Source organism: Pararhizobium sp. O133 (assembly GCF_051669845.1).
Classification (GTDB): Bacteria; Pseudomonadota; Alphaproteobacteria; order Rhizobiales; family Rhizobiaceae; genus Pararhizobium.
This window is the reverse complement of record NZ_CP196426.1, coordinates 3106355-3131793: the sequence shown is the minus strand read 5'-3', so window position 1 is coordinate 3131793 and position 25439 is coordinate 3106355. Positions and strand designations below refer to the sequence as shown.

The following is a 25439-nucleotide window of genomic DNA, read 5'->3' as shown; positions in this document are numbered from 1 at the left end:
CAATTTCGTGGCTACCCCTGCGACGGCGACGTGCGGTGGCAAACTAGTGGAAATGAACAGCGATGAAAACTGAAATCAGTCTGCGTGATTATCTCTCGACCCGCCGCTCCATCCCGGCCTTCCAGATGACCGGCCCCGGACCGGGAACGGCCGAGATCGAGGAGATGCTGACGCTTGCCTCGCGCGTGCCGGATCACGGCAAGCTCGCCCCCTGGCGCTTCATCGTCTATCGCGGCGAGGAGCGGGTGCGGCTGAGCAGGGAGCTTGCCGCCATGGCGCTATCGGCCAAGCCCGACCTGTCTGAAGAGATGATCAACGTGGAAAACACCCGCCTGAGCCGTGCACCGGTCGTCGTTGCCGTCGTTAGCAAGGCCGCGCCGCATTTCAAGATCCCGGAATGGGAACAGCTTATGTCGGCCGGCGCCGTCTGCCTCAACCTGCTGATGGCAGCCAATGCGCTCGGCTACTGCTCGAACTGGCTGACCGAATGGTACGCCTTCGATGAAAAGGCCCATCCGCTGCTCGGCGTCCAGCCGGGCGAGAAGATTGCCGGCTTCATCCATATCGGCACGCCGCAAGTGCCGCCGACGGAGCGGCCGCGCCCCGAACTCGCCGATATCGTCACCTGGATCGGCAAGGACGCCTGATGTTTTACGAAACCGGTGAAAATGCCCATGGGCTCAGCCACGATCCGTTCAAGGCGATCGTCTCGCCGCGGCCGATCGGCTGGATCGGCTCGCGCGGCGCCGATGGCAGCCTCAATCTCGCGCCCTATTCCTTCTTCAACGCTATCAGCGATAGCCCGAAACTGGTGATGTTCTCGTCCTCCGGCCGCAAGGATTCGGTCAGCAATATCGAGGAAACCCGCGAGTTCACCGCCAATTTCGTCAGTTATGACCTGCGGGAGGCGATGAACATCACCTCGGCTCCGGCACCGCGCGGGAAGAGTGAATTCGAGCTTGCCGGCCTGACGCCGGTCACCGGGAGGCTGGTCAATGCCCCGTTTGTCGCCGAAGCCTATGCGGCGCTCGAATGCAAGGTGACGGAGATGTTCCAACCCAAGGCGCTCGATGGCACGCTCTCCAACAATTTCATGGTGATCGGCCAGGTGGTCGCCATCCATATCCGCGAGGACGCGATCCGCGACGGACGCTTCGATATGGCCAAGGTCCGGCCGGTTGGCCGCATGGGCTACATGGATTACTGCGAATCCGGCGATGTCTTCGAGATGTTCCGCCCGAAGCGATAGGACAAATGCTCAGCCCGAAAGGGCTGCCAGCTGCTCCGGCGTCCGCACCACGAGCCCGGTAAATCCGTCGGCGAGGCTCACCTCTTGCCGGATGCGCAGATCCTTACCGGAAAGACTGACCTCGACGATTTCGTGACAGGGAATGCCGGCTTGGCGGGCCTTCAGTACGGCGGAGGCGCGGGCAAACAGCAGCGGCGCACCCATTCGACCGGCAGCGGCGTTCACCGCCGCGCTTGCCGTCGCCCTGGTCAGGGCCTGCGTGTTGAATAGCAAGCCTTGAAGCCGCTGCGACTTACTCTGCAGTGAATTCGGTGACAGGAAGAATTCGGGCTCTTCGCCGACTTCGGCTATGATAGCGATCAATCCCGCGTCGAGCCCATGCTCCGCTTCCGCTACCCGCAGCATCACATCAAGCATCTGGATATCGGCCGTACCCCGACAACCCGAGAGAACGAAACCGGACGGACGCAAGGCCGTCAGCCGGGCGATCGCCGCCAGTTCCGCATCATCGTCCGGTCTGTCGATCCGCAGCAGCGCCAAGGCCAGAGCGCCGGGGCGATCAAGAAAGTTCCGTGCCGCGCTCCACGCCTTGTCCGTCGTCCAGTCGCTGCCAAGATCGACGATCACGGTCGATTCGGACGATATCTCGGCCGACATCAACACCGCGTGTTCCGCGCAAAGCGCCGGCGCAGTCATGGCGAGACGGTTAACGGACATGGTGAACCAATCTTAAACCTTTCATCGGTAACCTTGTGGATACCATGATGTGGCTGGTTGGTGTGTAGTGAGGCGTCGGTGATCATTCAAGCATTTCTTCGTTGGGTCGAGACCGCGAAAACTGGAGATCGGGTTCGGGCGGCGCAGGCTCTGGGCCGTGCCTATGCGACGGCGGAAATGAACACGATCGACTTTCACGCCGCCGAAATGGCCATGACCTTCCTGCTCGATGATCCCTCGCCAAAGGTCCGGCTCGCGCTCGCCGAAGCCATCGCCGATTGCCCGCGCATTCCGCGCTCGATCGTTCTTTCGCTCGCCGAGGACCAGCCCGAAATCGCCTATGCCGTCATCTCCTGTTCGCCCGTCCTCACTGACATGGACCTCGTCGATATCGCAGCCAAGGGCACGCCGGAAACCCGCGCCGTCATCGCTGCGCGCCGGATGATGTCGCGCCCGGTCGCCGCGGCAATCGCCGAGATCGGCGGCGAGGAAGAGGTGCTGATCCTGCTCGAGAACGAACAGGCCCGCTTTTCCTGCCGCACCCTGAAGCGGCTGAGCGACCGGCTTGGTCACCTCTGGTCCGTCCGCAACTGCCTGCTGGAGCGGGATGACCTGCCGGCCGACGCCCGCCAGACGCTGGTCGAGAAGGTTGGCGCGGCCCTGTCCGGTTTCGGCCTGGTGCAGTCGGCCATCGGTGAACGCCGCGTCGAGCGCATCACTCGCGAAGCCTGCGACCGGGCTGCCGTCTCCATGGCGGGCGCCGCCGAAGCCGATCAGATCCCGGCACTCGTCGAGCATCTGCGCATCACCGGTCGCCTGACACCGGCCTTCCTCATGCATGCGCTCTGCTCAGGCAAGATCGACTTCTTCGCCGCCGCGATCGTCAATCTTTCCGCCATGGCCGAGAAGCGCGTCCGCTCGATCCTGTCCGACGGCCGCATTCATGCCATCCGCGCCCTATTCGAAAGCGCCGGCCTCGGCCGTGATGTCAGCGCTCTGTTCGCCGATGCCATGCTTTTGTGGCGCCGAGAGAACCGCGTCGGTTCGCAAGGGGTAGCGCCTTCGATCTCGTCGGCCCTCCTGTCGAAGCTGCGCGGCGCATCCCGGCCGGAAACATCCGGCAGCCTTGCCGAGATCATCGAAAAACTGTCGATCGCCGAGCAGCGCCAGACGGCTCGCGATTACGCGCTGCTGGCCGCGCGGGAAGCGGCTTGAGTTAATTAAGGTCTTCCATATGAAGAGATGAACGGCGCGGTCCTCCCGCGCCGTTCAGACCGCCGACCGACTCCCAAGCTGATTGTTTGAGGACGTGGCATCCAAACACTCCCTCATCCTCGCCCTCGTGGCGGGATCCAGCGACCCGACGTCCGTCGGGTCAAAAGACTCTTTCAGCCCAACGACTCGGGCTGGCTGGATCTCTGTGACAAGCACAGAGATGACGGAGGGAAATGCTGGCCGCAGAACGTCCCGAGCAACCTTCAGAGTTGTTAGAATAGATTTTGTCGGCAATCTGACAGCGCGGTCCTCCCGCGCCGTTTTCCGTTGTTGACTGTCGTTTCCATCTTCCCGAAGCCCTTCCAGGCTGAGAAGGTCGCATCGACAGAATCGGTGAGGGATGACGCGCATGCAGGCTGAAACGAAAGGGCTTGTCCTGGTGACCGGCATCGGCGGCTTTCTCGGCCGCCATGTCGCCGCGAAACTGCTCGCCGCAGGCTACGAGGTGCGAGGCACGCTGCGCTCCCTGAAGCGGGCGAAAGCCGTGGAGGCGGCAATCCGCTCGGCTGAAGGGGCTGCGAACGGAAAACTTTCCTTCATCGTTGCCGATCTCCTGTCGAACTCCGGCTGGGCAGCGGCGCTCTGCGACGTCACCGTCGTCGTCCACACCGCATCGCCGTTTCCCTCGAAGGTTCCGAAGGACGAAAACGACCTGATCGCGCCGGCCCGCGAGGGCACGCTGCGGGTGCTGCGGGCGGCGTGCGATGCCGGCGTGCGTCGTGTGGTCCTGACATCCTCCACCGCCGCCGTCAGTTATGGATCGGGCAGGGCGCCTTTCACCGAGGCCGACTGGACCGATATCGACAGCCCGCTGGCGACCGCCTACTACAAGTCGAAGACGCTCGCCGAGCAGGCCGCGTGGGTGTTTGCCCGCGAGAGCGGGCTCCAGTTGACGGTGATCAACCCCAGCATGATCCTCGGACCGCTGCTCGGCGGCGAAAACGGAACCTCCGTCGGCCTCGTCCGGGCGCTTCTGATCGGAAAATATCCGGCTTTACCCGACTTCCGGGTGCCGGTGGTCGATGTGCGCGATGTGGCAGATGCCCATGTCCGCGCGCTACAGGTGCCGGAGGCGATCGGCGAACGCTTCATCATCGCCGGTGAGACACTATCGGTGAAGGACATCGCCATGGTCCTTCGGCGCGATTATCCGGCCTATGCCCGTAAAATCCCGCGTTTCGTCCTGCCGAACTGGCTCGCAGGCATTGCGTCCCGCTTCGATCCCGGCCTGAAGCTGATCGTCGCCGAACTCGGCCGAGACGCGCGGGTATCCAATGAGAAAGCCCGCCGCGTATTGGGTTGGAAGCCGCGGCCGGAGGCGGAGGCCATTCGCGCCAGCGCCGACAGCCTGATCGCCGCCGGCCTGGTCTGAAGCGTTATCTGGTGAACTTGCGCGCCACCCAGGAGTAGCCGTCCTCGATAGTGTGCACCGGCTTGGTGATCGTTTGCCGCAGCTTCGCCGTGTCCGGCATCGCGCCGCTGATAAGCGCCAGCGTCCGGCGCGGCAGGCTGGGCTGCTCTTGGGTAATCGGCGGCGTTGGGACCGTGTCTGCCTGCGCCTGTGGCGTTGCCATCGCCATCGGCTCGGCATTTGTCGATGGGGCGGGGTCTTCTGCCTTTGCCATCTGCTCGTCCGATGTCTCGCAGACAGCGACGATCACCGGATAGTTGCTGTTGGAAAATTTTGGCAGCTACTTTTCGGATTCGGCATCGCAGGTGGCGATCGTCGTCCAGGTGCCGCTCACCGTCGAAACGTAATGGCATTGGGTGACGCTGTCGTCGCATCCGAGGATCGTCATGATGACCAGGGCAGGAACCATCGGGCCTATGTCTCCGGTTGGAAGGTATGCGGCCGTCCTCGGCTCGCTTCATGTTCCCCGGCGTAAACACGGCATTGTTCCGATTTAAGGCAGAGGGGTAAAACCCCCGAAACAAATTGTTTCCAAGCGTTTCAGGTGGTGAGGCGAACCCTGAGAACTGGCATCTGTCGGCCTGCGGATCCTGCCTTTAGGAAGGGTGTCAATGTATGAATCGATCTTGCAAGGAGCTATGCCAAGTGACCGTCATCATTGAGAAAGAACCGCCCCGCGATGCCGGCCTCTCGGCAATCCGGCTCGAAACCGGCATCTACCAGCCCGAGGCGCCACCTCTTCCTCCGTCATCGCCCGTGAGGCGAGGATCCAGCGGCCCGATCGTCCCTCATTCGAGCTGACGTAGAGTCAGCCCCGAAAAACCTTTTCCGCTCCGTCAGTTGGAGCGAAAAGCTGAATCAATCCGGCAGCGTCTTGAATCAGATTGCCAGGACGACGGCCTAGATATCCAGGTTTTCCGCAAACACGGCGCGTTCCTGGATGAAGCGGAAGCGGGCGTCGGCCTTGGTGCCCATCAGGTTATCGACGGCATCGCGCGTGCCTTCGAAATCCGCTTCGTCGATGGCCACTTTCAGCAGCGTGCGCTTGGACGGATCCATGGTGGTTTCCTTGAGCTGCGCCGGCATCATTTCGCCCAAGCCCTTGAAACGGCCGATCTCGATCTTGCCGCGGCCGTTGAACTCCGTTTCCATCAGTTCGACGCGATGTACGTCGTCGCGGGCGTAAAGGGTCTTCGCGCCCTGCGTGATGCGATAGAGCGGCGGCACGGCCAGATAAAGATGGCCGCCGCGAACAAGCTCGGGCATTTCCTGATAGAAAAAGGTGATCAGCAGGGAGGCGATATGGGCGCCGTCCACGTCGGCGTCGGTCATGACGATGACGCGTTCGTAGCGCAGGTCTTCCTCGCGATATTTCGACCGCGTGCCGCAGCCGAGCGCCTGCACGAGGTCGCTGATCTGCTGGTTGGCGCCCAGCTTTTCACGGCCGGCGCTGGCGACGTTGAGGATCTTGCCGCGCAGCGGCAGGATGGCCTGGTTTGAGCGGTTGCGCGCCTGCTTGGCCGATCCACCGGCCGAATCCCCTTCGACGATGAAGAGTTCGGCGCCCTCGGCCGAATTCTGCGAACAGTCGGCGAGCTTGCCCGGCAGGCGCAGTTTGCGCACCGCCGATTTGCGTGAGACTTCCTTTTCCTTGCGGCGGCGCACGCGCTCGTCGGCGCGCTCGATCACCCATTCCAGCAGTTTCTGCGCTTCGCCCGGATTGTCGGCGAGGAAGTGGTCGAAGGGATCGCGCAGCGCGTTCTCGACGATGCGCTGCGCTTCGACGGTCGCCAGCTTGTCCTTGGTCTGGCCGACGAATTCCGGCTCGCGGATGAAGACCGACAGCATGCCGGCCGCCGAGATCATCACGTCTTCGGTGGTGACGATCGCCGCCCGCTTGTTCTGGGTCAGTTCCGCATAGGCCTTGAGGCCCTTGGTCAGCGCGATGCGCAGACCCGCCTCATGCGTGCCGCCTTCCGGTGTCGGAATGGTGTTGCAATAGGAATGCACGACGCTGTCGCCGCCATACCAGGTGACGGCCCATTCGAGCGCCCCATGGCCGCCGGTCTTTTCCGTCTTGCCGGCGAAGATTTCGCGCGTGACGGTGAATTCCTTGCCCATCGTTGCCTGGAGATAGTCCTTGAGACCGCCGGGGAAATGAAACACCGCCTTTTCCGGCGTGTCCGTTCCCTCGACCAACGAGGGATCGCAGGACCAGCGAATCTCGACGCCGCCGAACAGATAGGCCTTGGAGCGCGCCATCCGGAACAGGCGTGCCGGCTCGAACTTCATGTGCGCGCCGAAAATGTCCGGGTCCGGATGGAACTTGACCTTCGTGCCGCGCCGGTTCTGGACGTCGCCCAGTTCCTCGAGCCCGCCCTGCGGAATACCGCGCGAAAAACGCTGGCGATAGAGTTTTCGGTTACGCGCGACTTCGACTTCCAACACATCCGAAAGAGCGTTGACGACCGAAACGCCGACGCCGTGCAAACCGCCGGAGGTCTCATAGACCTTGCTGTCGAACTTGCCGCCCGCATGCAGGATGGTCATGATGACTTCGAGCGTCGATTTGCCGGGGAATTTCGGATGGTTCTCGACCGGGATGCCGCGGCCATTATCGGTGACGGACAGGTAGCCTTCGGCGTCGAGATGGACGTCGATGAAATTGGCGTGGCCAGCGACGGCCTCGTCCATCGAGTTGTCGATGACTTCGGCAAACAGGTGATGCAGCGCCTTTTCGTCGGTGCCGCCGATATACATGCCGGGACGACGGCGCACCGGCTCCAGCCCTTCGAGCACCTCGATCGCCGAGGCATTATAATCGCCGGTATCCGCCTTCAGCGTTGTCGACGCGCCACTGCGCTGTTCGGCAACGAGCGCCGCGACAGGCGCTGTGATCGGCTTGGGCACCACGGGCTCGGTCGCAGGCTTGGGCACCAGGGGCAAGGCTGAAAAGAGATCGTCGCTGTCGGTCATAGTCTGTTCAGGGTACTTTCCGTGTGGCGGCCCGGTCGATATGGGACAGGGCCACATGAATATCTGCGCGAATCGGCCAATTTCTGCCAGACTCATTCTGCCAGAATATGGGCGTCGGAGCGACCGGTGGTCATTCTTGTGCCTGCAGATGCGCCGATCAAGCCTTCAATAAACCCAACTGTTGCGTTGCGGAAGGTCCGATGGCAAGGCTTGGATCAAAAGAGGAACATCGAGAATGCACCTGTCCACAGCTCATTTGATATTTCGGACCCTTCCGGTGCTGATCCTGGCGGCCATCCTGTCCGGTCCGGTCGCGGCCGCCCCGTTGAAGCCGTTCAAGGACGAACTGTTCTCCTATGGTACGGTGCTCGAAACCGGCGATAATGGCGACTATCTGGTGATCGACTATGACAAGATGCGCGATCTGCACGGCCGCGACGAGATCCCCGAGCGCAAGGTGACGCGCCCCTATGTTTCGCTCGGTGTGAAGAATGAACAGTCCTTCGAAACCGTCGAAGCCGGCGGGCGCAGTGTCGATGTCGTCCGCGTCGGCCGGGAGAGGGGCGCTGCCTTCACCGTCATCTTCATTCACGGCCGGGGCGGCGACCGGCGTCTTGGCGCCAACGACTGGATCTTCGGCGGCAATTTCAACCGGCTGAAGAACCTCGCCGTCGGCAATGGCGGCGTCTATTATTCCGCAAGCGTCCGCTCGTTCGATGATGCCGGCGTCGCCGATATCGCCGCGCTGATCGGTTACGCGCAGGCGCAGTCGCCGGGCCGGCCGATCGTGCTGTCCTGTGCGTCGATGGGAAGCATCGTCTGTTGGGGAATTGCGCGCGATCCGGCAGCGTCCGCGGCGCTGAAGGGCATGATGATCATGGGTGGCCCCTCCGACCCGCAGTTCAAGGACAGCGCGGCCTACAAGCGCAAGCTGCCGGTCTTCTTCAGCCATGGCGGCGCCGACAACGTCTATGCCGCCATCGGCCAGGTCAAATTCTATCGTGGCCTCAAGGCGGCGGGCTATCCGACGCGCCTGGTCGTGTTTCAGACCGGAACGCATGGAACGCCGATACGCATGACGGACTGGCGCGATGCGCTGAACTGGATCGGCGTGAAATAATACTTTCCACGTCTCCGCGAATTGTTAACCACCGCCGCAGTTTTGCAATGACGTGACCTGCATCGTTTGCTTTTTCGAAAGCACATCATGGGATCGTCCCGACACTTATTATCGGGATGGGATTCATGGACGCTCGAACAGAAACACGGCATATTCCGCTGTGCGTTGATCTCGACGGCACGCTGATAGCAGCCGACACGCTCTGGGAGGGCGTGGCGATTATTCTCCTGCGCAATCCGCTGATGCTGTTTGCCATGCTCGTCTGGGCGGCACAGGGCAAAGCCAGGTTGAAGCATGAAGTTGCCGCCCGCTCGGGCCGCCAGGCGGCTGACTGGCCGTACCGTGAGGCCGTGCTCAAGCGCTTGGACCGGGAGCGGGAAAGCGGCCGTCAGGTTATCCTCGTCACCGGTGCCGCCGAAAGCGTCGCGCTCGACATTGCCGTCCATACCGGCGTGTTTTCGTCCGTCCTGCACAGTTCGCCCGAATACAACCTCACCAGTCACCGCAAGCGCGACAAGCTCATCGAAACCTTCGGGGAGGGGGGATTCGACTATATGGGTAACAGCCGTGACGACGTGCCGGTGTTCGATGCCGCCCGCAAGGCGATCGTCGTCGCCCCGGATGCCGCCGCCGAAAAATGGCGCCGCAGCCATGATGCCGAACGCCTTGATATCGGCAAAGTCAGCCGGCTGGCCGCGCTCAAATCGATCCGCGTTCACCAGTGGGCGAAAAACGTCCTGATCGGCGTGCCGATGGTGCTGAACCACGACATCCTGCAGATGGATGCGATGGTCAACGTCATTCTCGCCTTCTTCGCCTTCAGCTTTCTCGCCTCCGCCGTCTACGTCATCAACGACCTGTCGGATCTCACCAACGACCGTCGCCATCCGACCAAGCGCAACCGACCGCTCGCCAGCGGCCAGATGTCGGTGCCGATGGGTCTGACGATCGCGCTCTGCCTGCTCGTCGCATCGCTGTCGCTGACCTCTGCCCTGCCGGTCGATTTCGCTCTCGTGCTCGGCTTCTATGCTGTCGCGACGACCGCCTATACGTTCGTGCTCAAGCGCAAGCTGCTCGTCGACGTCTTCACGCTGGCTGGCCTTTACACCGTCCGCATCGTCGCCGGCTCGGCCGCGACCGACACGGAACTGTCCTTCTGGCTCCTGTCCTTCTCGATCTTCTTTTTCCTCAGTCTAGCGCTGGTCAAGCGCTATGTCGAGCTCGACGAATATGATGGCCGCGACGGCCATCAGGTGCCGGGACGCGGCTACATGGCCGTCGATTTCGAGATGGTCGGGCAGGCGGGCGTGTCTTCGGCCTTTGCTGCCGCGCTGGTTCTGGCGCTCTATATCCACAGCAAGGAGATGATGGAGATGTACACGATGCCCTGGGCGCTGTGGCCGCTCTGCCCGCTCGTGCTCTACATGCTGCTGCGGATCTGGATGCTGGCCCGCCGTCGCATGCTGCACGAGGATCCGGTCGTCTTCATCATGCGAGACTGGCGCAGCCTGTTGACGATGGCGGTCGGGGCATCGCTCGTGCTGGTCGGTGCACTGGGATCCCCATGAGCGGCGAACAGTTCGACAGTTGGGGCCGGATCGATCGCCGTCCTCGACAATCCGTGTCTCCCGATGCCTATGACAATCTGCGCGAAGCCGCCGCTGCCGGCGGCTTCCTGCCGTTCGGCAATGGCCGCTCCTATGGCGACAGCTGCCACAACGACGAGGGTCGGCTGATCGAAAGCCGGATGCGCACCCGCATCCTCGGTTTCGATCCGGGCACGGGCATCATCTCCTGTGACGCCGGCGTCACACTGCATGCCATCCTCGAAAAATGCATTCCGCACCGTTTCTTCCTGCCGGTGACACCCGGCACCGCCGCCGTCACCATCGCGGGTGCCGTCGCCAATGATGTGCACGGCAAGAACCACCATGCCCGAGGTACGTTCGGCCGGCATGTGCGCGCATTCACGCTGCTGCGCTCCACCGGCGAACTCCTCACCTGCTCGGCCACGGAAAACCCGGACCTGTTCCAGGCCACGATCGGCGGCATGGGGCTGACCGGGCTCATCCTCTCCGTCGACCTGCAATTGATGAAGGTACCGTCGGCCCATATCCAGCAGCACGCGATCCGCTTCGACCGGCTCGAAGACTATTTCGCCATGGTCGAGCGGGTGGATGGCGAGCACGAATATTCCGTCGCCTGGATCGACCAGCTGGCGACCGGCAGGCGCGCGGGCAGGGGCGTCTTGCTGGCCGGCGACCATGCCGATGCATCCTGCGAATTTCCGGACATGCCGCGCGGCATGAAGCTTTCCGTGCCGGTCTCGCCACCGTTCAACCTTTTGAACATCGTCACGCTGAAAGCCTTCAACGAGCTATACTTCCGCAAGGAAAAGCGCGGCGAGACCGTGAAGACGGTGAAGTGGCCGGGCTATTTCCATCCGCTCGACGCGATCGGCCACTGGAACCGGCTCTATGGGCCGAAGGGGCTCTACCAGCACCAGAGCGTCTATCCGGCCGACATGGCGCCGGAACTGACCGCAAACTTGCTGGATACAGCACGCAAGGCGGGACATGCGTCATTCCTGACGGTCTTGAAGAAGTTTGGCGCGCAGCCGCCGGCGGGGCTTTTGTCCTTCCCCCGGCCCGGTTTCACCCTGACCTTGGATTTCGCCAATCAGGGTGAACGAACCCTTAAGCTCTTGGACAGGCTCGATGCGATGGTGATCGAGGCCGGCGGCGCCATCAATCCCTACAAGGATGCGCGCATGAGCCCGCAAACCTTTGATTCTTCTTATCCTCAGTGGCGGAAACTCGAAGCACTGCGCGATCCCGCCATGGTGTCCAACTTCTGGAACAGGACGGCTTTGGCTCTGCCAAAATGAGAACAGCTAAAGTTTGAATTAAATAAACGCGGGAATTTCACGGATTGTACGGCTCTTGCGTGTAGTGATCGGGGTGGGAACAGGGATCATCGACATGAAATATATCGTCTTCATTCTCTTCACCGTGCTCACCAACGCGGCCGCACAACTGATGCTCAAACAAGGCATGCTGTCGCTCGGTCCGTTGAGCTTCACGGCTGATACTTTCATTGCACGCATCTTCCAGGTGGTCTTCAACCCCTGGGTCTTCGCCGGACTGGTGACCTTCGTCATCTCCATGGCGTCGCATCTCTTCGTCCTGTCCAAGGTCGAGCTTTCGTTTGCCTATCCATTTCTCAGCCTTGCCTATGTCGCGGTGGCCATCTTCGCCTATTTCGTTTTCCACGAGGACCTGAACGCCTGGCGCATCGCCGGCATCGGCTTCATCTGCGTGGGAACCATTCTGATTGCCCAGTCCGGCATGTCTTCCCATGGCGACGAAGCGTCGCTGGAGGCCGCCGGTGCAAAAACAGCTAAAATCGGGAGTGCATCATGAAACATATCATTTTCGGCGGTGACGGTTTCGTCGGCCGTCACCTGGCGGAACGTCTTGTCCAGGATGGCGAGGAGGTGCTGGTTGCCGATATCGCCAAGTCCGACCTGCCGCACTATGCCCGAGCCCGTTTCGTTCATTGCGACGTGACGAATCCGGACGATGTCATGCAGGTCGAGATCGGCCCGGACGACATGGTCTACAACATGGCCGCCAAGATGCTGTCGCCGCTGCAGGTGCGCTCCAAGCGCTGGCAGTTCTTCTGGCCGGTCAATTATTACGGCGCCGAAAACATCATGAAGGCGACGGCCAAGTCCGGCGCCAACCGGCTGGTGCAGTTCACCACCGACATGATCTACGGCCACACCGTCATGTCGCCGCAGACCGAGGCGCATCCGGCCAAGCCCTTGGGCGAATATGGCAAGTCGAAATGGGCGACCGAGCAGCTTGCCGCCGAATGGCGCAAGCAGGGCATGAATATCTCGATTTTTCGCCCGCGCCTCATTATCGGTCCTGGGCGTCTCGGCATTCTGGAAAAGCTGTTCAAGCTGATCGACGCCAACCTGCCGGTGCCGATGATCGGTTCGGGCAAGAACCCGTACCAGTTCATCTCGGTGTTCGATTGCGCCGAAGCCGCGCGTCTCGCCTGGAAGGGGGGCGTGCCGAACGCGGAATACAATCTCGGCTCCGACAATCCGCCGTCGGTGAAAAAGCTGCTCGGCGACCTGATCGTCCATGCCGGCTCGAAATCGTTCCTGCTGCCGACGCCCGCCTTTGCGGTCAAGGCAACGCTGGCCGCCTTCGATTTCGTCAACCTGCCGATCATGGATCCGGAACAGTATCTGATCGCCGACGAAATGTGCATCCGCGAGACCGGCAAGCTGAAAAGCGAACTGGGCTGGAAGGCGCAGTACAATGACGGCGCCATGCTGATCGCGGCTTACGACGAATATCGCGCCAAGAAGGCCGGCAAGGTCTTTTCACACACATCCGCCGTACCGGCCGAATGAACCAGGGGACAACGACAATGCTCGATAAGCCGCAACGCGTCGCCGTCGACGCGCCCGCCCTTGATGGCGGCATCAAGAAGCCCAACCTCCTGACGGTCGAACAGGCCAAGGACCTGAGCGTCGCCGACATGACGACGCTGTTCAAGGATCATCTGAATCCGGGCCAGCTTCACTTCATGAAGCTGCTCGGCTTCAACAAGATCAAGGTCGAGACCGCCGAGGGCATGTATTACATCGACCAGAACGGTCGCAAGATTCTCGACTTCTTCGGCGGCTTCGGCTCGCTGGCGCTCGGCCACAACCATCAGCGCCTGATTTCTGCGCGAAAACAGTTCCAGGACGAAAACCGCCACGAGATCGCCATCGCCTTCATGTCGCAATATGCGGCCGCGCTTGCCAAGAACCTGGCCGAGATCGCGCCGGGCGACCTCGACATGGTGTTCCTCGGCTCCTCCGGCTCGGAAGCGATGGAAGCCGCGATCAAGCTCGCCGAGCGCGTCGCCGGCCCGAAGCGCCCGCGCATCGTCTATGCCGAGAATTCGTTCCACGGCAAGACCCGCGGCGTGCTCTCCATCACCGACGGCCCGCTCTATCGCGGCGAGTTCAAGCTGCTCGAAAACAACGTCAAGGTGCCGTTCGGCGATATCGACGCGATCCGCCGCGCCTTCGAAAGCGATCCGACCATCGGCGTCCTCGTGCTGGAAACCATCCAGGGCGGCGGCGGTATCAACATCGCGCCGCCGGAATTCTGGCAGGACGTCCGTGCGCTCTGCAACAAGCATGGCGTCATCTGGGTGGCTGACGAAGTGCAGTGCGGAGTCGGTCGCTCCGGCCGCTTCTTCGCCTTCGAATATGCCAATGTCGTGCCGGATATCACGGCGGTCGCCAAGTCGCTCGGTGGTGGCAAGACGGCCATGGCCGCGATGATCGCGCGGCGCGAGATCTACATGAAGGCCTATGGCACGCCGAAGACGGCGATGATCCACGCCCATGCCACCTTCGGCGGCATCGGCGAGGCCTGCATCACGGCGATCGAAACGCTCAACGTCCTCTACGACGAAGACCTGATCGAGAATTCCGCCGTGCAGGGCGAATACCTGCTGGAACGCCTGATGGCGCTCAAGGACAAGTATCCGAAGATCATCAAGGACGTGCGCGGCCAGGGCCTGATGATCGGCCTTGAGTTCCAGGACTTCAGCCAGACACTGCCGCTCGTCCTACGGCCGGTGGTGGCGGTGCTGGATGACAAGCTGAAGGGTTCGCTGTCGGGCTTCATCGGCGCGCTGCTGCTTCGCGACTACGATACACTGGTCGCCTTCACCGAATACAATCGCAACGTCATCCGCCTGCTGCCGCCGCTGATCTGCGAGCGCCAGCATGTCGATCACCTCTGCGACGCTCTGGACGACCTGCTCGGCCGCGGCATCGTCCGCATCGTCAAGGATTTCGTCGGCACGCAGTTCGGCTGATCGTCACCGGCATGTTTTATGAAGCGCGCGGCATCGATGCCGCGCCTGGGCTTGTTACAACCCACCAAGTCGACTGGTTGACAACGTGGCACCCCCCATCCCTCATCCTCGCCCTCGTGGCGGGGATCCAGCGACCCGACGTCCGTCGGGTCAAAAGACTCTTTCAGCTCAAGGGCTTGGGCTGTCTGGATTCCTGTGACGAGCACAGGAATTGACGGAGAGGAGGGTGGCTCCGTAGATCTCAATGACGTCCGCAAACGCGGAAAGATGGCTCTGTCAGCAGTCTGGCGGCGGCCGCTAATGCGCGCCGCCGCTTTTCTTTGCCCGGGAGATTTGCTAGGGCCTTGGCCGGGAAAAGGACAACGCCCTTGAGGAGATAACATGACGCCCGACGTGAAGCCGCTTGTCGCCGGAAACTGGAAAATGAACGGTCTGCGGGCGTCGCTCGACCAGATCAAGGCGATGGCCGAAGGCGTCAAGGGAAGCCTTTCGGAAAAGGTCGAGACACTGATCTGCCCGCCGGCGACGCTGCTCTACGTCGCGACCGCGCTCTGCGACGACAGCCCGCTCTTGATCGGCGCGCAGGATTGCCATGAAAAGGTCTCCGGGGCCCATACCGGCGATGTTTCGGCCGAGATGATCGCCGATTGCTTCGGCACCCACGTGATCGTCGGCCATTCCGAACGCCGCACCGATCACGAGGAAAGCGATGCGCTGGTCCGGGCAAAGGCCGAGGCTGCCTATGCCGCCGACCTCATCGCCATCATCTGCATCGGTGAGACCGGCGACGAGCGCAAGGCCGGCCAGACGCTTGATATCCTGAAGCGACAGCTGGCCGACTCGATCCCCGATAGCGCCACGGCCGAAAACACCGTCATCGCCTACGAACCGGTCTGGGCGATCGGCACCGGCCTGACGCCCACGGCCACCGATGTCGAGGAAGCCCATGCTTTCCAGCGCGCCGAACTCGTCGCCCGCTTCGGGGCCGAAGGCGGCAAGATGCGCATTCTCTATGGCGGCTCGGTCAAACCGGGCAATGCTCGGGAATTGATGGGCGTTGCCAATGTCGACGGCGCGCTGATCGGCGGCGCCAGCTTGAAAGCCGACGACTTCCTCGCCATCTACCGGGCGTATGAAGAATTGACGGCTTAACCTCATCCGGAGACGGGTAGGGGCTTTTAATGGGCGGTGGCATGGTATATGCACCCGCCAACACTTAATCTTTGCCGCGTGGAGCGGACGCTGAAACGTGCCTTGCAATGGCGCCTGCGTCTCCCGCCCGGACGATTTTTCGATGACGCTCGGCTCCTTCCGTGACAGGAAGGCCGGGCAGGGCGGCATCTAAGGCAGGACTGGACAAAATGCAGACCGTATTGCTTGTCATCTATCTCATGGTCGTACTGGCGCTGATCGGCGTCGTGCTCATCCAGCGTTCCGAAGGCGGCGGCTTGGGCATCGGCGGCGGCTCGGGCTTCATGTCCGCGCGCGGCACCGCCAATGCGCTCACCCGCACGACGGCAATCCTCGCCACGCTGTTCTTCGTGCTGGCGCTCGGCATGGGCATCCTGTCCCGCTACCAGCCGAACGCCACCGACGTTCTCGACCGCATTCCCGGCACGAGCAACACCGGCAACGGCGTCCTGAACGACCTGGGTGGTGCTGCCACGCCGCCGGCCGGCGAAACGCCTGCCCAGACACCGACACAGTCCGGCACCACCACGCAGACGCCTGCGACACAGACGCCTGCCACGCAGACCCAGACTCCTGCGTCAACGACGACCGAGCAGCCTGCCACGCAGACGCCGGCCACGACCGAGACCAAGCCCGCGACCTCCAGTTCGGACGTTCCGAGCGGCCAGTAAGGTCAAACGCAGATAACATCGCCGGCGGAAGCCCGTCTTCCGCCGGTTTTCTTTTGTTTGAATTCCGACTGCCATATTTTTTGAACGGAAAAATTCTGGAAGATGAATTTTTCGGTGGCGGAATCATTTTTGAAACGGTATCCGGTGAAGCCCATGGCGCGATATGTATTCATCACTGGCGGCGTGGTTTCTTCCCTTGGCAAAGGGATCGCCGCAGCTGCTCTCGGAGCATTGCTGCAGGCCCGGGGTTACCGGGTGCGGCTTCGTAAACTTGACCCCTATCTGAACGTCGATCCCGGCACGATGAGCCCGACTCAGCACGGCGAGGTGTTCGTCACCGACGACGGCGCGGAGACCGATCTCGATCTTGGCCACTACGAGCGCTTCACCGGCCGCTCGGCCACCAAGACCGACAACATCACCACCGGCCGGATCTACAAGAACATCATCGACAAGGAACGCCGCGGCGATTATCTTGGCGCCACCGTCCAGGTCATTCCGCACGTCACCAACGAGATCAAGACCTTCGTTACCGAAGGCAATGACGAGTTCGATTTCGTCATCTGCGAAATCGGCGGCACGGTCGGCGATATCGAGGCGATGCCGTTCATGGAGGCGATCCGCCAGTTGAAGAACGATCTGCCGCGCGGCACCGCGATCTATCTCCACCTGACCCTGATGCCCTATATTGCCGCTGCCGGCGAGTTGAAGACCAAGCCGACCCAGCATTCCGTCAAGGAACTGCAGGCGCTCGGCATCCATCCCGACATCCTGCTGGTGCGCGCCGATCGCGAAATCCCGGAAGCCGAGCGCCGCAAGCTGTCGCTGTTCTGCAACGTCCGCCCCTCCGCCGTCATCCAGGCGCTCGATGTCGCCTCGATCTATGACGTGCCGATCGCCTACCACAAGGAAGGCCTCGACAACGAGGTTCTGGCCGCCTTCGGCATCGAGCCGGCGCCGAAGCCCCGTATCGAAAACTGGATGGAAGTCGCCAACCGCATCCGGACGCCGGAAGGCGAGGTCACCATCGCCATCGTCGGAAAATATACCGGCCTCAAGGACGCCTATAAATCGCTGATCGAGGCGCTTTACCACGGCGGCATTGCCAACCGGATCAAGGTCAAGCTTGAGTGGATCGAATCGGAGGTCTTCGAAAAGGAAGACCCGTCGCCCTATCTTGAAAAGGTCCACGGCATCCTCGTTCCCGGCGGTTTTGGCGAACGCGGCTCCGAGGGCAAGATCCAGGCCGTCCGCTTCGCCCGAGAGCGAAAAGTGCCGTATTTCGGCATCTGCTTCGGCATGCAGATGGCCGTTGTCGAGGCTGCCCGCAATCTCGCCGGCATCGAAAAGGCATCCTCGACCGAGTTCGGCAAGACCGAAGAGCCGGTGGTTGGCCTGATGACCGAATGGGTCAAGGGCAATGCCCTTGAGAAACGCGCCGCATCCGGCGATCTCGGCGGCACCATGCGTCTCGGCGCCTACAAGGCCAGCTTGAAAAAGGGCACCAAGATCGCCGAGATCTACGGCTCGACCGACATTTCCGAGCGTCACCGCCATCGCTACGAAGTCAACGTCGACTACAAGGAACGGCTGGAAGCCTGCGGCCTGGATTTCTCCGGCATGTCCCCGGACGGCGTCCTGCCGGAAACCGTCGAATACCCGGACCACCCCTGGTTCATCGGCGTCCAGTACCACCCGGAACTGAAGTCCCGCCCGCTCGACCCGCACCCGCTGTTTGCGAGTTTCATCGAAGCGGCGGTGGAGCAGAGTAGGTTGGTTTGAGCATCACGCCCCTGATCGGAGAGCCGATCCGCTGACAATCGAACCCCGCTTGCAACAGGCCGTTGCAGGCGGGGTTTTTATTGGAGGAAAAACTCTTGAAGTAACTGGGGTAACTCCGCTCAAAGATTGATCTTTAACGGTGCCGTCGAGCGCAGTCGGTATTTAGACCGGTTAATCCGCTCTCGGTTAGGAGCGGAACTCGAAACCTACGATAGTCCATTTCGCAATTTGATAAATCACATATGTTCCTAATGCATCTTAAGAGAGAATCAGTGAAGATTTCTCTTGAAATATAAGCGAGAACAAAATAGGAACATTTGATGGTTGGGCATCGAGTTCGCGATCCATTGCATGATCTCATTGAATTCGACACTGATCATGACGAATTCGAGGGTGTTCTTTGGAAAGTCATCCAAACACGGCCTTTTCAAAGACTTCGGCGCGTCAAGCAGCTTGGATTTACTGATCTGGTATATCCGGGAGCAACACACTCCCGGTTCGCCCATAGTATCGGAGTGTTCCACACTGCGCGCATGTTGATGGATGTCATTGGCAAGCATGTGTCGAAGGTAGAGGTTTCTAAGATGCGACAGGCGCTTGCTGCTGCCTTGGTTCATGACCTTGGCCATGGACCATTCAGCCATGCCTTTGAAAGCGTAGGTAAGCGCCTCGGCCTGAAGATGGCCGATCATGAGCATGTTAGCGATATACTTATCCGTGATAGTGAGGCCGGCGCTGTCTTAAATGAGCTGGGTAGTGGCTTTGCAAATGATGTGGCCGATATCATTCGTGGTCGTGGCAAGAAAAATGTCTACCGCGCAGTGGTTTCAAGTCAGTTTGACGCCGATCGTCTCGATTATATGCGCCGTGATCGTCTGATGACGGGAACGCAGCACGGGGGAATCGATTTCAAGTGGTTGATTGCAAATTTGCAAATTGCCAGCGTACCTTTTGGCGTTGATGAATCTTCAATCGGCGAGATAGAAACCTTCGTCTTGGGGCCGAAAGCAATTTTTGGCGCTGAAGCCTACGTTCTTGGACTTTTTCAGCTCTACCCGACAGTCTACTTCCACAAAGCAACACGTGGCGCGGAGAAGATTTTCGGCGAGTTGCTATACCGGACAATCATGCTTGTTCAAAGTGATAGCCTAAGTACAACTGGGTTGCCGAACAACCATCCCATAGTCCGGTTTGCCTGGAAACCTGATGATGTGGAGTCCGCGCTCGGTCTCGATGACACGTCCGTATGGGGAGCTTTGCCGTTGATGTGTGAAGCTTCAGATGGTGCGATCGCCAGCCTCGCTCAATCGTTGCGATATAGAGAGTTGGGGAAATGCTTGGATATTCGGGAGAAGGTCGCGCACGCATTTGAAGACTCGGGTAAGGCCGATGAAGAGGTCGACGCTTGTTGCGCGAAGATCAAGGAAAAGCTGACCGATTGGTTGGGAAGTCAAGACAAGGATATGCCTCCTATTCACCTCGATGAAGCGCAACGGTCGCCTTACAAGGTGGTCGAGGAGTCGCAAGGGCCACTCGATCGGATCAACATTTATACCAATGGCGGGAAGCTCGTAGATCTAAAACAACGTTCGGCTGTCGTTGCGGCTGTGAAACCGTTCAAGCTGTTCAGAGTTTATTACACGCGAAGTGACGTGGAAACGCAGAAAATCGTCAGCGCCATAGTTGATGGGGAGATCAGCAATGCGAGACAATGAAAAGGTCAAAAGTATCATCAGAGATGCTGGCGGGCGTATAGTTGGACGTACAAAGCTCCAGAAAGTATCATTTTTCCTGGAGATGGCTCAGCTCGGTGAAGGCTTTAAATTCAAGTACAAGCATTACGGTCCATTTAGCGAGGAACTTGCAACTGCGACCGAAGACGCGGTCGCATTGAAAAATGTTTCCGAAAAAGTTTATCCTGCTTCATGGGGTGGCTTCTATTCGGATTTTTCGTTGACCACTCCTGAGGCACCGAACGGTTCATCTGAGCGTCTGAAGCTGGCGAAAGCCGCTGCTGAAGCAGATTCAGTAGAGTTGGAACTCGCTGCAACAGCACTGTTTCTGTCGTCAGAATTCAGGGATCCATGGGCGGAGACAGCGAGACGCAAGCCGGAGAAGTCTGATGGAGACCGTCTTGTCAAAGCAAAAGAACTCTATCGTAAGCTTTACGCCGTGGTGCCCGATAAGCTTCCCGCTATCGTCTAACAATGACGTGCAACGTAAAATTGCTCAAGAAGATATTGCCCCTTAAATGCTTGGGCTTGCCGCAGCTATAAAATGCAAAGACGAGCCCATATCTGGCTGCAAACACCCGTTTGCAACCGAATAATGTATCCACAAAAAACTCATCCCCATCCATCCCCGCTCCCCATTCCCATGTCATGATCATCCCGTCCTGTCCCGGATACACCGCAAGACGTTTGCGGCGAGGCAGGGCTGGCGCTCCACGGAAAGCCTCGGGGGATCCCGAACGTCAGGCGGAACGGAAGGAGAGCCCCCGGAACATGGACCCCCTCCGTCCTTATGGGGTGGGCGTGCCTGTGCGGCACACATGTCGGGACAGGACGGGTGATGTGCCGGAACCGTGTTGCTGAATGCCGGAACCGGGAAAACATGTCGCGAGGTCGTTCCGAGGCAGAGGGTCTAAAGTCGGGGTCTGTAGGGAGGAAAGCTCCCGAGAGAACGCCAAACGGGGCGCTGGAAGGCGTCAGTCATATTTCATTCGTTAGAGGCGATTTCCAGTGCCCCGTCCGAATGACCTGAGAAGTTCGAAACCACGGCGGACACCGCGCGGGGACGTTTTCTGTTGTCCGCGGTTGGGCGTTCTGTCTTTACATCCTGACCCTCGGCCCTAGGTCGAAACGGGAACACGGTCGGAGACGCGCCGAAAGGATGACAGCATGTTGAACAGCAACCCGCCCATAGCCGGCCAAGAGGCGCTCAGAACCTTGCGGGCCGAGGTTCCGGTGAGCGCGACGCTTCACGTTTGGCTGAAGGCGACGGGTGCGGATGCGCCGGGGCGGATGGCGTTCCTGCTCGGTGGCGACAAGATCGGCGAGGTCGAGGTCGGCAATGCCGAGGAATATGTCTTCCGTACGTTCATAGCGACCAGCGGCGGCGATCTTGCCTGCGTTTACGATACCGCGACCACCGCCGTCTCCGTCGCCTATTTCTTCAATGCCGCCGAAGTGGTCGACCACGGCATCACCGTCATGCACACCAGCCTCGCCAATGCGCCGGCGCCCGTGCCGCACGGCTATCATTTCCGCCCGCCCTTCGGCTGGATGAACGATCCCAACGGCTTTGGCCGCTTCCATGGCCGGCCGCATCTGTTCTACCAGCATTATTCCCACGGCCTGCGCTGGAACACGATGCATTGGGGCCATGCGATCTCCGAGGATTACATCCACTGGCATCACATGCCGATCTTCCTGTTCCCGTCCGAAGACCTGATGGCACGTCCGGACCGGCGCGGCGGAGCCTTTTCCGGCTCCGCCATCCCGATCGACAACGACGGCGGGATTCGCGTCTTCTTCACCGAGCAGGTGATCGAGCGCGAGCCGGAAATCCAGATCCAGTTGACCGCAACCTCGCACAACATCATCACCGCCAGCGAGGCGCAGGTTATCCTCGCCAATCGTCCGTCCGGTCTTGGCCTGACGCTCGATTTCCGTGATCCCTATGTCGTCAAGGGGCCGGACGGTCTATGGAAGATGGTGCTCGGCAGCCTCAGCGGCCAGGGAGGGGTCATTCTGCTTTACGAAACCGACGATCCGACGGCCGCCGGCGGCTGGCGTTTTGTCGGCACCCTGCTGCTGGAAGAACGGTTCGGTACGGCGGTGATCGAGTGCCCGTGCCTGCTGCCGCTCAACGGGCCTGCCGATGATCCGAAAACCCGTTGGGCGCTGAGCTACGGGCTGGTCAACAGCACCCATGCCGATACCGGCCGCAAGAACCTGACGCTGGTTGCCGTTGGCCATTTCGACGGCGTGCGATTCCTGGCGGATTTCGAGCAGGAACTGGATTTCGGCACCGACAACTACGCCTTCCAGGCGTTTGTCGATGGCGAAACGCCCGTCGGAATTGGCTGGCTTGCCAATTGGGCCGATGTCTCCCACGCCATCGATTTTCCCACAGCTATGACCCTACCGAGACTGATGCTGCTGGACGGCGACAGGGTCCTGACGCCGCCGGTTCCGGCCGTCGAGACCCTGCGGTCCGGGTTGCTCGATGAAACAGCGTTGCTGAAGGGAGAGACCGTGCCGCTCGGTACCGGCGCGGCGGAAATCGTGCTGGAACTTGGCGCGGCCGGCGCGCCGTTCATCCTGCATTTCGATCATCCCGGCACGACGCTTGGCGTGCTGTTGGACAGGGACGGCCTGTCGATCCTCTATGATCGTCCGGACGCCGAAAGCACCCCTCGATATCTTGCCCGTGGCGCCATGCCGTCGTCGCTGCGTATCTTTCTCGATGCAGGCTCGATCGAGGTTTTCGCCGACAATGGCCGCTGGTCCGGGACAAAGCGCCTGGAGGGATTCGAGCCGGTTCATGCTGCCCGGCTGGAGGCCGAGACCGGCAGCGTGCGCTCCGCCATCGTCCATGCGCTGAAGCTGTAGGAGGGGAGTCAGGTCGTTCGAATTTGCCTCAAAACGTCTTTTTAACGTTTACCGGTTAGTAATCTCTCTGAAAGTGAGAGACCTGAGCGATGCGTATTGCGTTTATCGTCGCCCTTCTGCTGCTGACCGGCTGCGCGACTGCCCCGAGACAGATCCAAAATGCCTGCGCGATTTTCGAGCAGCGCGACGGCTGGTTCAACAACTGGCAACGCGCCGCAAACCACGCGTCGCGCGAATATGGCATTCCCGTGCCGATCCTGATGGCGACGATCTATACCGAATCCGGTTTCCGCCCCAATGCCCGCCCGCCGCGCACGAAACTGTTCGGCTTCATCCCCTGGAAACGCCAATCGACAGCCTACGGCTTCTCGCAGGCGCTGAACGGAACCTGGTCGGAATACAAGCGCTCGACCGGACACCTGATGGCGCGCCGCACGAAATTCTCCGATGCCATCCACTTCGTCGCCTGGTATCACGCTCAGAGCGCCCGTAAGGCCGGCATCGCCAAGACCGACGCCTACAATCTCTATCTCGCCTATTATCTCGGCGACGGCGGCTATCGCAAAGGCGCCTATCGCGGCAACACCAAGCTGCAGGGTGCCGCCCGCCGCTCCGCCAACATCGCCAACAATTACGCCCGGCAGTTGCGTTCCTGCGATTGAGGTCGTTTAAGTCGGAAAGGTCGGATCCCAATAGGGCGGTGTGCCGAAGGCCTTGCGCAGATGGTCGGCCATGGCCCGCAGTTTCACCGACGGTCGGCGTCCGTCCGGATGGGCGATGTGGATATATTCGAGTTCGGGCTGCACGCCGATATCGATCGTTTCCAACTGCCCGGACGCAATCGCTTCGCCGACCACGAACATCGGCACCAAAGCGATGCCGAGGCCGGAAACAGCCGCATCCCGCAGCATGTCGCCATTGTTGACGCCAAAGCCCATCCGGCCGCGCACCAGCACAGTCCCCGCCGATGTCGGAAAGCGCCAGTCGGCCACGCCGCGATTGGTGTAGAAAATGCCCTTGTGCTGCTCCAGATCCTCGATCGAAGCCGGCCGGCCGTGCTCCCGCAGATAGGCGGGGGACGCGACGAGAACGCGGCGGCTCGGGGCAAGGCGCCATGCCATCAGCCGCGAATCGGCGATCGGCCCGTTGCGCACCACGGCATCGTAGCCATCGGCGGCCGCATCGACGCGCCGGTCATCGAGATCGAGCGTCAGTTGCAGGTTTGGATGATCGGCCAGAAACGGGTAGAGCGCCGGACCCAGATGCATCCGCCCGAAAGTCACCGGCGCCGAGATCCGCAAGGGGCCGGAAATGGTTCCGCGCCGCTCCGCCATGTCGGCGGCTGCCTCCTCGATCTCCTGAACGATGCGGCTCGCCCGCTCCAGAAATGCTGTTCCGTCCTCTGTCAAAGTGAGCTTGCGTGTCGTCCGATGCAGCAGGCCGGCGCCCAGGCTGCGCTCCAGTTCGGCCAGCCGCTCGCTAACGACGGATTTTGACAGCCGCAGTCGCCGCGCGGCCTCGCTGATGGAGCCGCTTTCGGCGATTGCGACAAAACTTGTAATGCCGTCGAGTTTTATCATCGTTCGGATTTTCCGGATACGAGTTCCATGATTTGCAGACTAATCCGAACGATAAAAGAAAGCCATATTCCCCTCAAGCAAACGGCATGAAGAGGCGCCAGAACGGCCCCTCAACCGCTCTGCTAAAGAGGAAAAGATCATGGAACGCCTGTCCAGCAAAGTTGCAATCGTCACTGGTGCCAGCGCCGGCATCGGCCGCGCCACCGCAAAATTGTTCGCCGCCGAAGGCGCAAAGCTCGTCGTTGGCGCCCGCCGCCAGAATGAACTTGATGACCTCGTCGCCGAAATCAAGGCCGAAGGCGGCGAAGCCGTCGCTCTTGCCGGCGACGTCCGCTCGGAAGAGTACGCCAAGGCGTTGGTTGCGCTCGCCGTCGAAACCTATGACCGGCTCGACGTCGCCTTCAACAATGCCGGCACGCTCGGCGAAGCCGGCCCGTCGACCGGTGTTTCCGAACAGGGCTGGAACGATGCCATCGCCATCAACCTCACCGGTTCGTTCCTGGGCGCCAAGCACCAGATCGCCGAAATGGTCAAGCATGGCGCGGGCTCGGTCATCTTCACCTCGACCTTCGTCGGCTACAGCTTCGCCTTTCCGGGCGTCGCCGCCTACGCCGCCTCGAAGGCCGGGCTGATCGGCTTGACGCAGGCGCTCGCTGCCGAGTTCGGTCCGCAGGGTGTTCGCGTCAACGCGATCCTGCCCGGCGCTGTTGACACGGCCATGTATCGCGAGATGAATGACACGCCTGAATCGCAGTCCTTCATCACCAATCTCCATGCCCTCAAGCGCGTCGCGACACCGGAAGAGCTTGCCAGGTCGGTGCTTTACCTCGCGTCCGACGATTCGGCTTTCGTGACCGGCACTGCCTCGCTCGTTGATGGTGGCGCAACGATTACCCGCACCTGATTTTTCGAACCGAGCCCAAAGTCTCACACGTCATTTCCAAGGAGTTTCA

Annotated in this window: 21 protein-coding genes and 1 pseudogene; 18 read left to right on the top strand and 4 right to left on the bottom strand. The window is 60.9% G+C overall.

Annotation, left to right across the window (positions count from 1 at the left end):
* Positions 1-62: 62 nt before the first annotated feature.
* Positions 63-647 carry a nitroreductase family protein gene (locus ACST81_RS14925; protein WP_438748861.1) on the top strand — a complete coding sequence of 195 codons (585 nt, stop codon included), beginning with the start codon at positions 63-65 and terminating at the stop codon, positions 645-647.
* Positions 647-1249 (top strand): flavin reductase family protein, encoded by a 603-nt coding sequence (locus ACST81_RS14920; protein WP_438748859.1) that lies wholly within the window; start codon positions 647-649, stop codon positions 1247-1249. Before ACST81_RS14925 ends, ACST81_RS14920 begins: the two co-directional genes overlap by 1 nt.
* 9 nt (positions 1250-1258) lie before the next feature.
* Here the strand turns inward: ACST81_RS14920 and ACST81_RS14915 are convergent, their stop codons facing one another.
* Positions 1259-1966, bottom strand: coding sequence for a hypothetical protein (locus tag ACST81_RS14915; protein WP_438748857.1), 708 nt, complete (start codon positions 1964-1966; stop codon positions 1259-1261).
* Between the two features lie 78 nt (positions 1967-2044).
* Here ACST81_RS14915 and ACST81_RS14910 point away from each other — a divergent pair, with 78 nt between their 5' ends.
* Complete coding sequence (locus ACST81_RS14910; RefSeq protein WP_438748855.1) at positions 2045-3181, top strand: DUF2336 domain-containing protein; 1137 nt, start codon at positions 2045-2047, stop codon at positions 3179-3181.
* Positions 3182-3590: 409 nt separating this feature from the next.
* On the top strand, positions 3591-4613 hold the full coding sequence (locus tag ACST81_RS14905; protein ID WP_438748853.1) for an NAD-dependent epimerase/dehydratase family protein: 1023 nt from the start codon (positions 3591-3593) through the stop codon (positions 4611-4613).
* A 4-nt stretch (positions 4614-4617) separates the two neighbouring features.
* Here ACST81_RS14905 and ACST81_RS14900 read toward each other — a convergent pair.
* A pseudogene (locus ACST81_RS14900) lies at positions 4618-5061 on the bottom strand (hypothetical protein).
* A gap of 491 nt (positions 5062-5552) precedes the next feature.
* Positions 5553-7628 (bottom strand): DNA topoisomerase IV subunit B, encoded by a 2076-nt coding sequence (parE, locus tag ACST81_RS14895; RefSeq protein ID WP_438748851.1) that lies wholly within the window; start codon positions 7626-7628, stop codon positions 5553-5555.
* A gap of 235 nt (positions 7629-7863) precedes the next feature.
* Here parE and ACST81_RS14890 point away from each other — a divergent pair, with 235 nt between their 5' ends.
* The 13 genes from ACST81_RS14890 to ACST81_RS14830 all read left to right on the top strand — a co-directional run bounded on the left by ACST81_RS14890 (position 7864) and on the right by ACST81_RS14830 (position 23568).
* Positions 7864-8748: an alpha/beta hydrolase gene (locus ACST81_RS14890; protein WP_438748849.1), complete on the top strand. Its 885-nt coding sequence runs from the start codon at positions 7864-7866 to the stop codon at positions 8746-8748.
* A gap of 125 nt (positions 8749-8873) precedes the next feature.
* Entirely contained in the window at positions 8874-10316 is a 1443-nt protein-coding gene (locus tag ACST81_RS14885) for a UbiA family prenyltransferase (RefSeq protein ID WP_438748847.1), read from the top strand.
* Positions 10313-11635 carry an FAD-binding protein gene (locus ACST81_RS14880; protein WP_438748845.1) on the top strand — a complete coding sequence of 441 codons (1323 nt, stop codon included), beginning with the start codon at positions 10313-10315 and terminating at the stop codon, positions 11633-11635. Before ACST81_RS14885 ends, ACST81_RS14880 begins: the two co-directional genes overlap by 4 nt.
* A 94-nt stretch (positions 11636-11729) precedes the next feature.
* Positions 11730-12170 carry a transporter gene (locus ACST81_RS14875; protein ID WP_062585451.1) on the top strand — a complete coding sequence of 147 codons (441 nt, stop codon included), beginning with the start codon at positions 11730-11732 and terminating at the stop codon, positions 12168-12170.
* The gene (locus tag ACST81_RS14870) at positions 12167-13177 is read left to right on the top strand and encodes an NAD-dependent epimerase/dehydratase family protein (RefSeq protein WP_438748843.1); all 1011 of its coding nucleotides are present in this window, start codon (positions 12167-12169) and stop codon (positions 13175-13177) included. Before ACST81_RS14875 ends, ACST81_RS14870 begins: the two co-directional genes overlap by 4 nt.
* A 17-nt stretch (positions 13178-13194) precedes the next feature.
* Entirely contained in the window at positions 13195-14646 is a 1452-nt protein-coding gene (locus tag ACST81_RS14865; protein WP_438748842.1) for an aspartate aminotransferase family protein, read from the top strand.
* 381 nt (positions 14647-15027) lie between these two features.
* Positions 15028-15798 carry a triose-phosphate isomerase gene (gene tpiA / locus ACST81_RS14860; RefSeq protein WP_438748840.1) on the top strand — a complete coding sequence of 257 codons (771 nt, stop codon included), beginning with the start codon at positions 15028-15030 and terminating at the stop codon, positions 15796-15798.
* Positions 15799-16007: 209 nt separating this feature from the next.
* Entirely contained in the window at positions 16008-16508 is a 501-nt protein-coding gene (gene secG / locus ACST81_RS14855; protein ID WP_438748838.1) for a preprotein translocase subunit SecG, read from the top strand.
* Between the two features lie 144 nt (positions 16509-16652).
* Positions 16653-18290, top strand: a complete 1638-nt coding sequence (locus ACST81_RS14850) for a CTP synthase (RefSeq protein WP_438753584.1) — start codon at positions 16653-16655, stop codon at positions 18288-18290.
* A gap of 320 nt (positions 18291-18610) precedes the next feature.
* A complete protein-coding gene (locus tag ACST81_RS14845) occupies positions 18611-20005 on the top strand; it encodes an HD domain-containing protein (protein ID WP_438748836.1) in 1395 nt (464 codons plus the stop codon).
* Positions 19992-20495 (top strand): hypothetical protein, encoded by a 504-nt coding sequence (locus tag ACST81_RS14840; protein WP_438748834.1) that lies wholly within the window; start codon positions 19992-19994, stop codon positions 20493-20495. Before ACST81_RS14845 ends, ACST81_RS14840 begins: the two co-directional genes overlap by 14 nt.
* 695 nt (positions 20496-21190) lie before the next feature.
* Positions 21191-22906: a glycoside hydrolase family 32 protein gene (locus ACST81_RS14835; RefSeq protein ID WP_438748833.1), complete on the top strand. Its 1716-nt coding sequence runs from the start codon at positions 21191-21193 to the stop codon at positions 22904-22906.
* An 89-nt stretch (positions 22907-22995) separates the two neighbouring features.
* On the top strand, positions 22996-23568 hold the full coding sequence (locus ACST81_RS14830; protein WP_438748831.1) for a transglycosylase SLT domain-containing protein: 573 nt from the start codon (positions 22996-22998) through the stop codon (positions 23566-23568).
* A 6-nt stretch (positions 23569-23574) separates the two neighbouring features.
* Here ACST81_RS14830 and ACST81_RS14825 read toward each other — a convergent pair whose 3' ends face one another.
* Positions 23575-24486: a LysR family transcriptional regulator gene (locus ACST81_RS14825; protein ID WP_438748829.1), complete on the bottom strand. Its 912-nt coding sequence runs from the start codon at positions 24484-24486 to the stop codon at positions 23575-23577.
* A 139-nt stretch (positions 24487-24625) separates the two neighbouring features.
* On the opposite strand from ACST81_RS14825, the gene ACST81_RS14820 reads away from it, so the two are divergent.
* The gene (locus ACST81_RS14820; RefSeq protein WP_438748827.1) at positions 24626-25390 is read left to right on the top strand and encodes an SDR family oxidoreductase; all 765 of its coding nucleotides are present in this window, start codon (positions 24626-24628) and stop codon (positions 25388-25390) included.
* Positions 25391-25439: the final 49 nt, after the last annotated feature.

What these genes read in the sequence shown, in the direction of transcription:
- tpiA (WP_438748840.1), top strand. Translation starts at nt 15,028, where the DNA reads ATGACGCCCGACGTGAAGCCGCTTGTCGCCGGAAACTGGAAAATGAAC.
- ACST81_RS14870 (WP_438748843.1), top strand. Translation starts at nt 12,167, where the DNA reads ATGAAACATATCATTTTCGGCGGTGACGGTTTCGTCGGCCGTCACCTG.
- ACST81_RS14880 (WP_438748845.1), top strand. Translation starts at nt 10,313, where the DNA reads ATGAGCGGCGAACAGTTCGACAGTTGGGGCCGGATCGATCGCCGTCCT.
- ACST81_RS14875 (WP_062585451.1), top strand. Translation starts at nt 11,730, where the DNA reads ATGAAATATATCGTCTTCATTCTCTTCACCGTGCTCACCAACGCGGCC.
- ACST81_RS14835 (WP_438748833.1), top strand. Translation starts at nt 21,191, where the DNA reads ATGTTGAACAGCAACCCGCCCATAGCCGGCCAAGAGGCGCTCAGAACC.
- ACST81_RS14890 (WP_438748849.1), top strand. Translation starts at nt 7,864, where the DNA reads ATGCACCTGTCCACAGCTCATTTGATATTTCGGACCCTTCCGGTGCTG.
- secG (WP_438748838.1), top strand. Translation starts at nt 16,008, where the DNA reads ATGCAGACCGTATTGCTTGTCATCTATCTCATGGTCGTACTGGCGCTG.
- ACST81_RS14915 (WP_438748857.1), bottom strand. Translation starts at nt 1,966, where the DNA reads ATGTCCGTTAACCGTCTCGCCATGACTGCGCCGGCGCTTTGCGCGGAA.
- ACST81_RS14920 (WP_438748859.1), top strand. Translation starts at nt 647, where the DNA reads ATGTTTTACGAAACCGGTGAAAATGCCCATGGGCTCAGCCACGATCCG.
- ACST81_RS14830 (WP_438748831.1), top strand. Translation starts at nt 22,996, where the DNA reads ATGCGTATTGCGTTTATCGTCGCCCTTCTGCTGCTGACCGGCTGCGCG.
- ACST81_RS14885 (WP_438748847.1), top strand. Translation starts at nt 8,874, where the DNA reads ATGGACGCTCGAACAGAAACACGGCATATTCCGCTGTGCGTTGATCTC.
- ACST81_RS14840 (WP_438748834.1), top strand. Translation starts at nt 19,992, where the DNA reads ATGCGAGACAATGAAAAGGTCAAAAGTATCATCAGAGATGCTGGCGGG.
- ACST81_RS14865 (WP_438748842.1), top strand. Translation starts at nt 13,195, where the DNA reads ATGCTCGATAAGCCGCAACGCGTCGCCGTCGACGCGCCCGCCCTTGAT.
- ACST81_RS14820 (WP_438748827.1), top strand. Translation starts at nt 24,626, where the DNA reads ATGGAACGCCTGTCCAGCAAAGTTGCAATCGTCACTGGTGCCAGCGCC.
- ACST81_RS14925 (WP_438748861.1), top strand. Translation starts at nt 63, where the DNA reads ATGAAAACTGAAATCAGTCTGCGTGATTATCTCTCGACCCGCCGCTCC.
- ACST81_RS14905 (WP_438748853.1), top strand. Translation starts at nt 3,591, where the DNA reads ATGCAGGCTGAAACGAAAGGGCTTGTCCTGGTGACCGGCATCGGCGGC.
- parE (WP_438748851.1), bottom strand. Translation starts at nt 7,628, where the DNA reads ATGACCGACAGCGACGATCTCTTTTCAGCCTTGCCCCTGGTGCCCAAG.
- ACST81_RS14845 (WP_438748836.1), top strand. Translation starts at nt 18,611, where the DNA reads ATGGTTGGGCATCGAGTTCGCGATCCATTGCATGATCTCATTGAATTC.
- ACST81_RS14825 (WP_438748829.1), bottom strand. Translation starts at nt 24,486, where the DNA reads ATGATAAAACTCGACGGCATTACAAGTTTTGTCGCAATCGCCGAAAGC.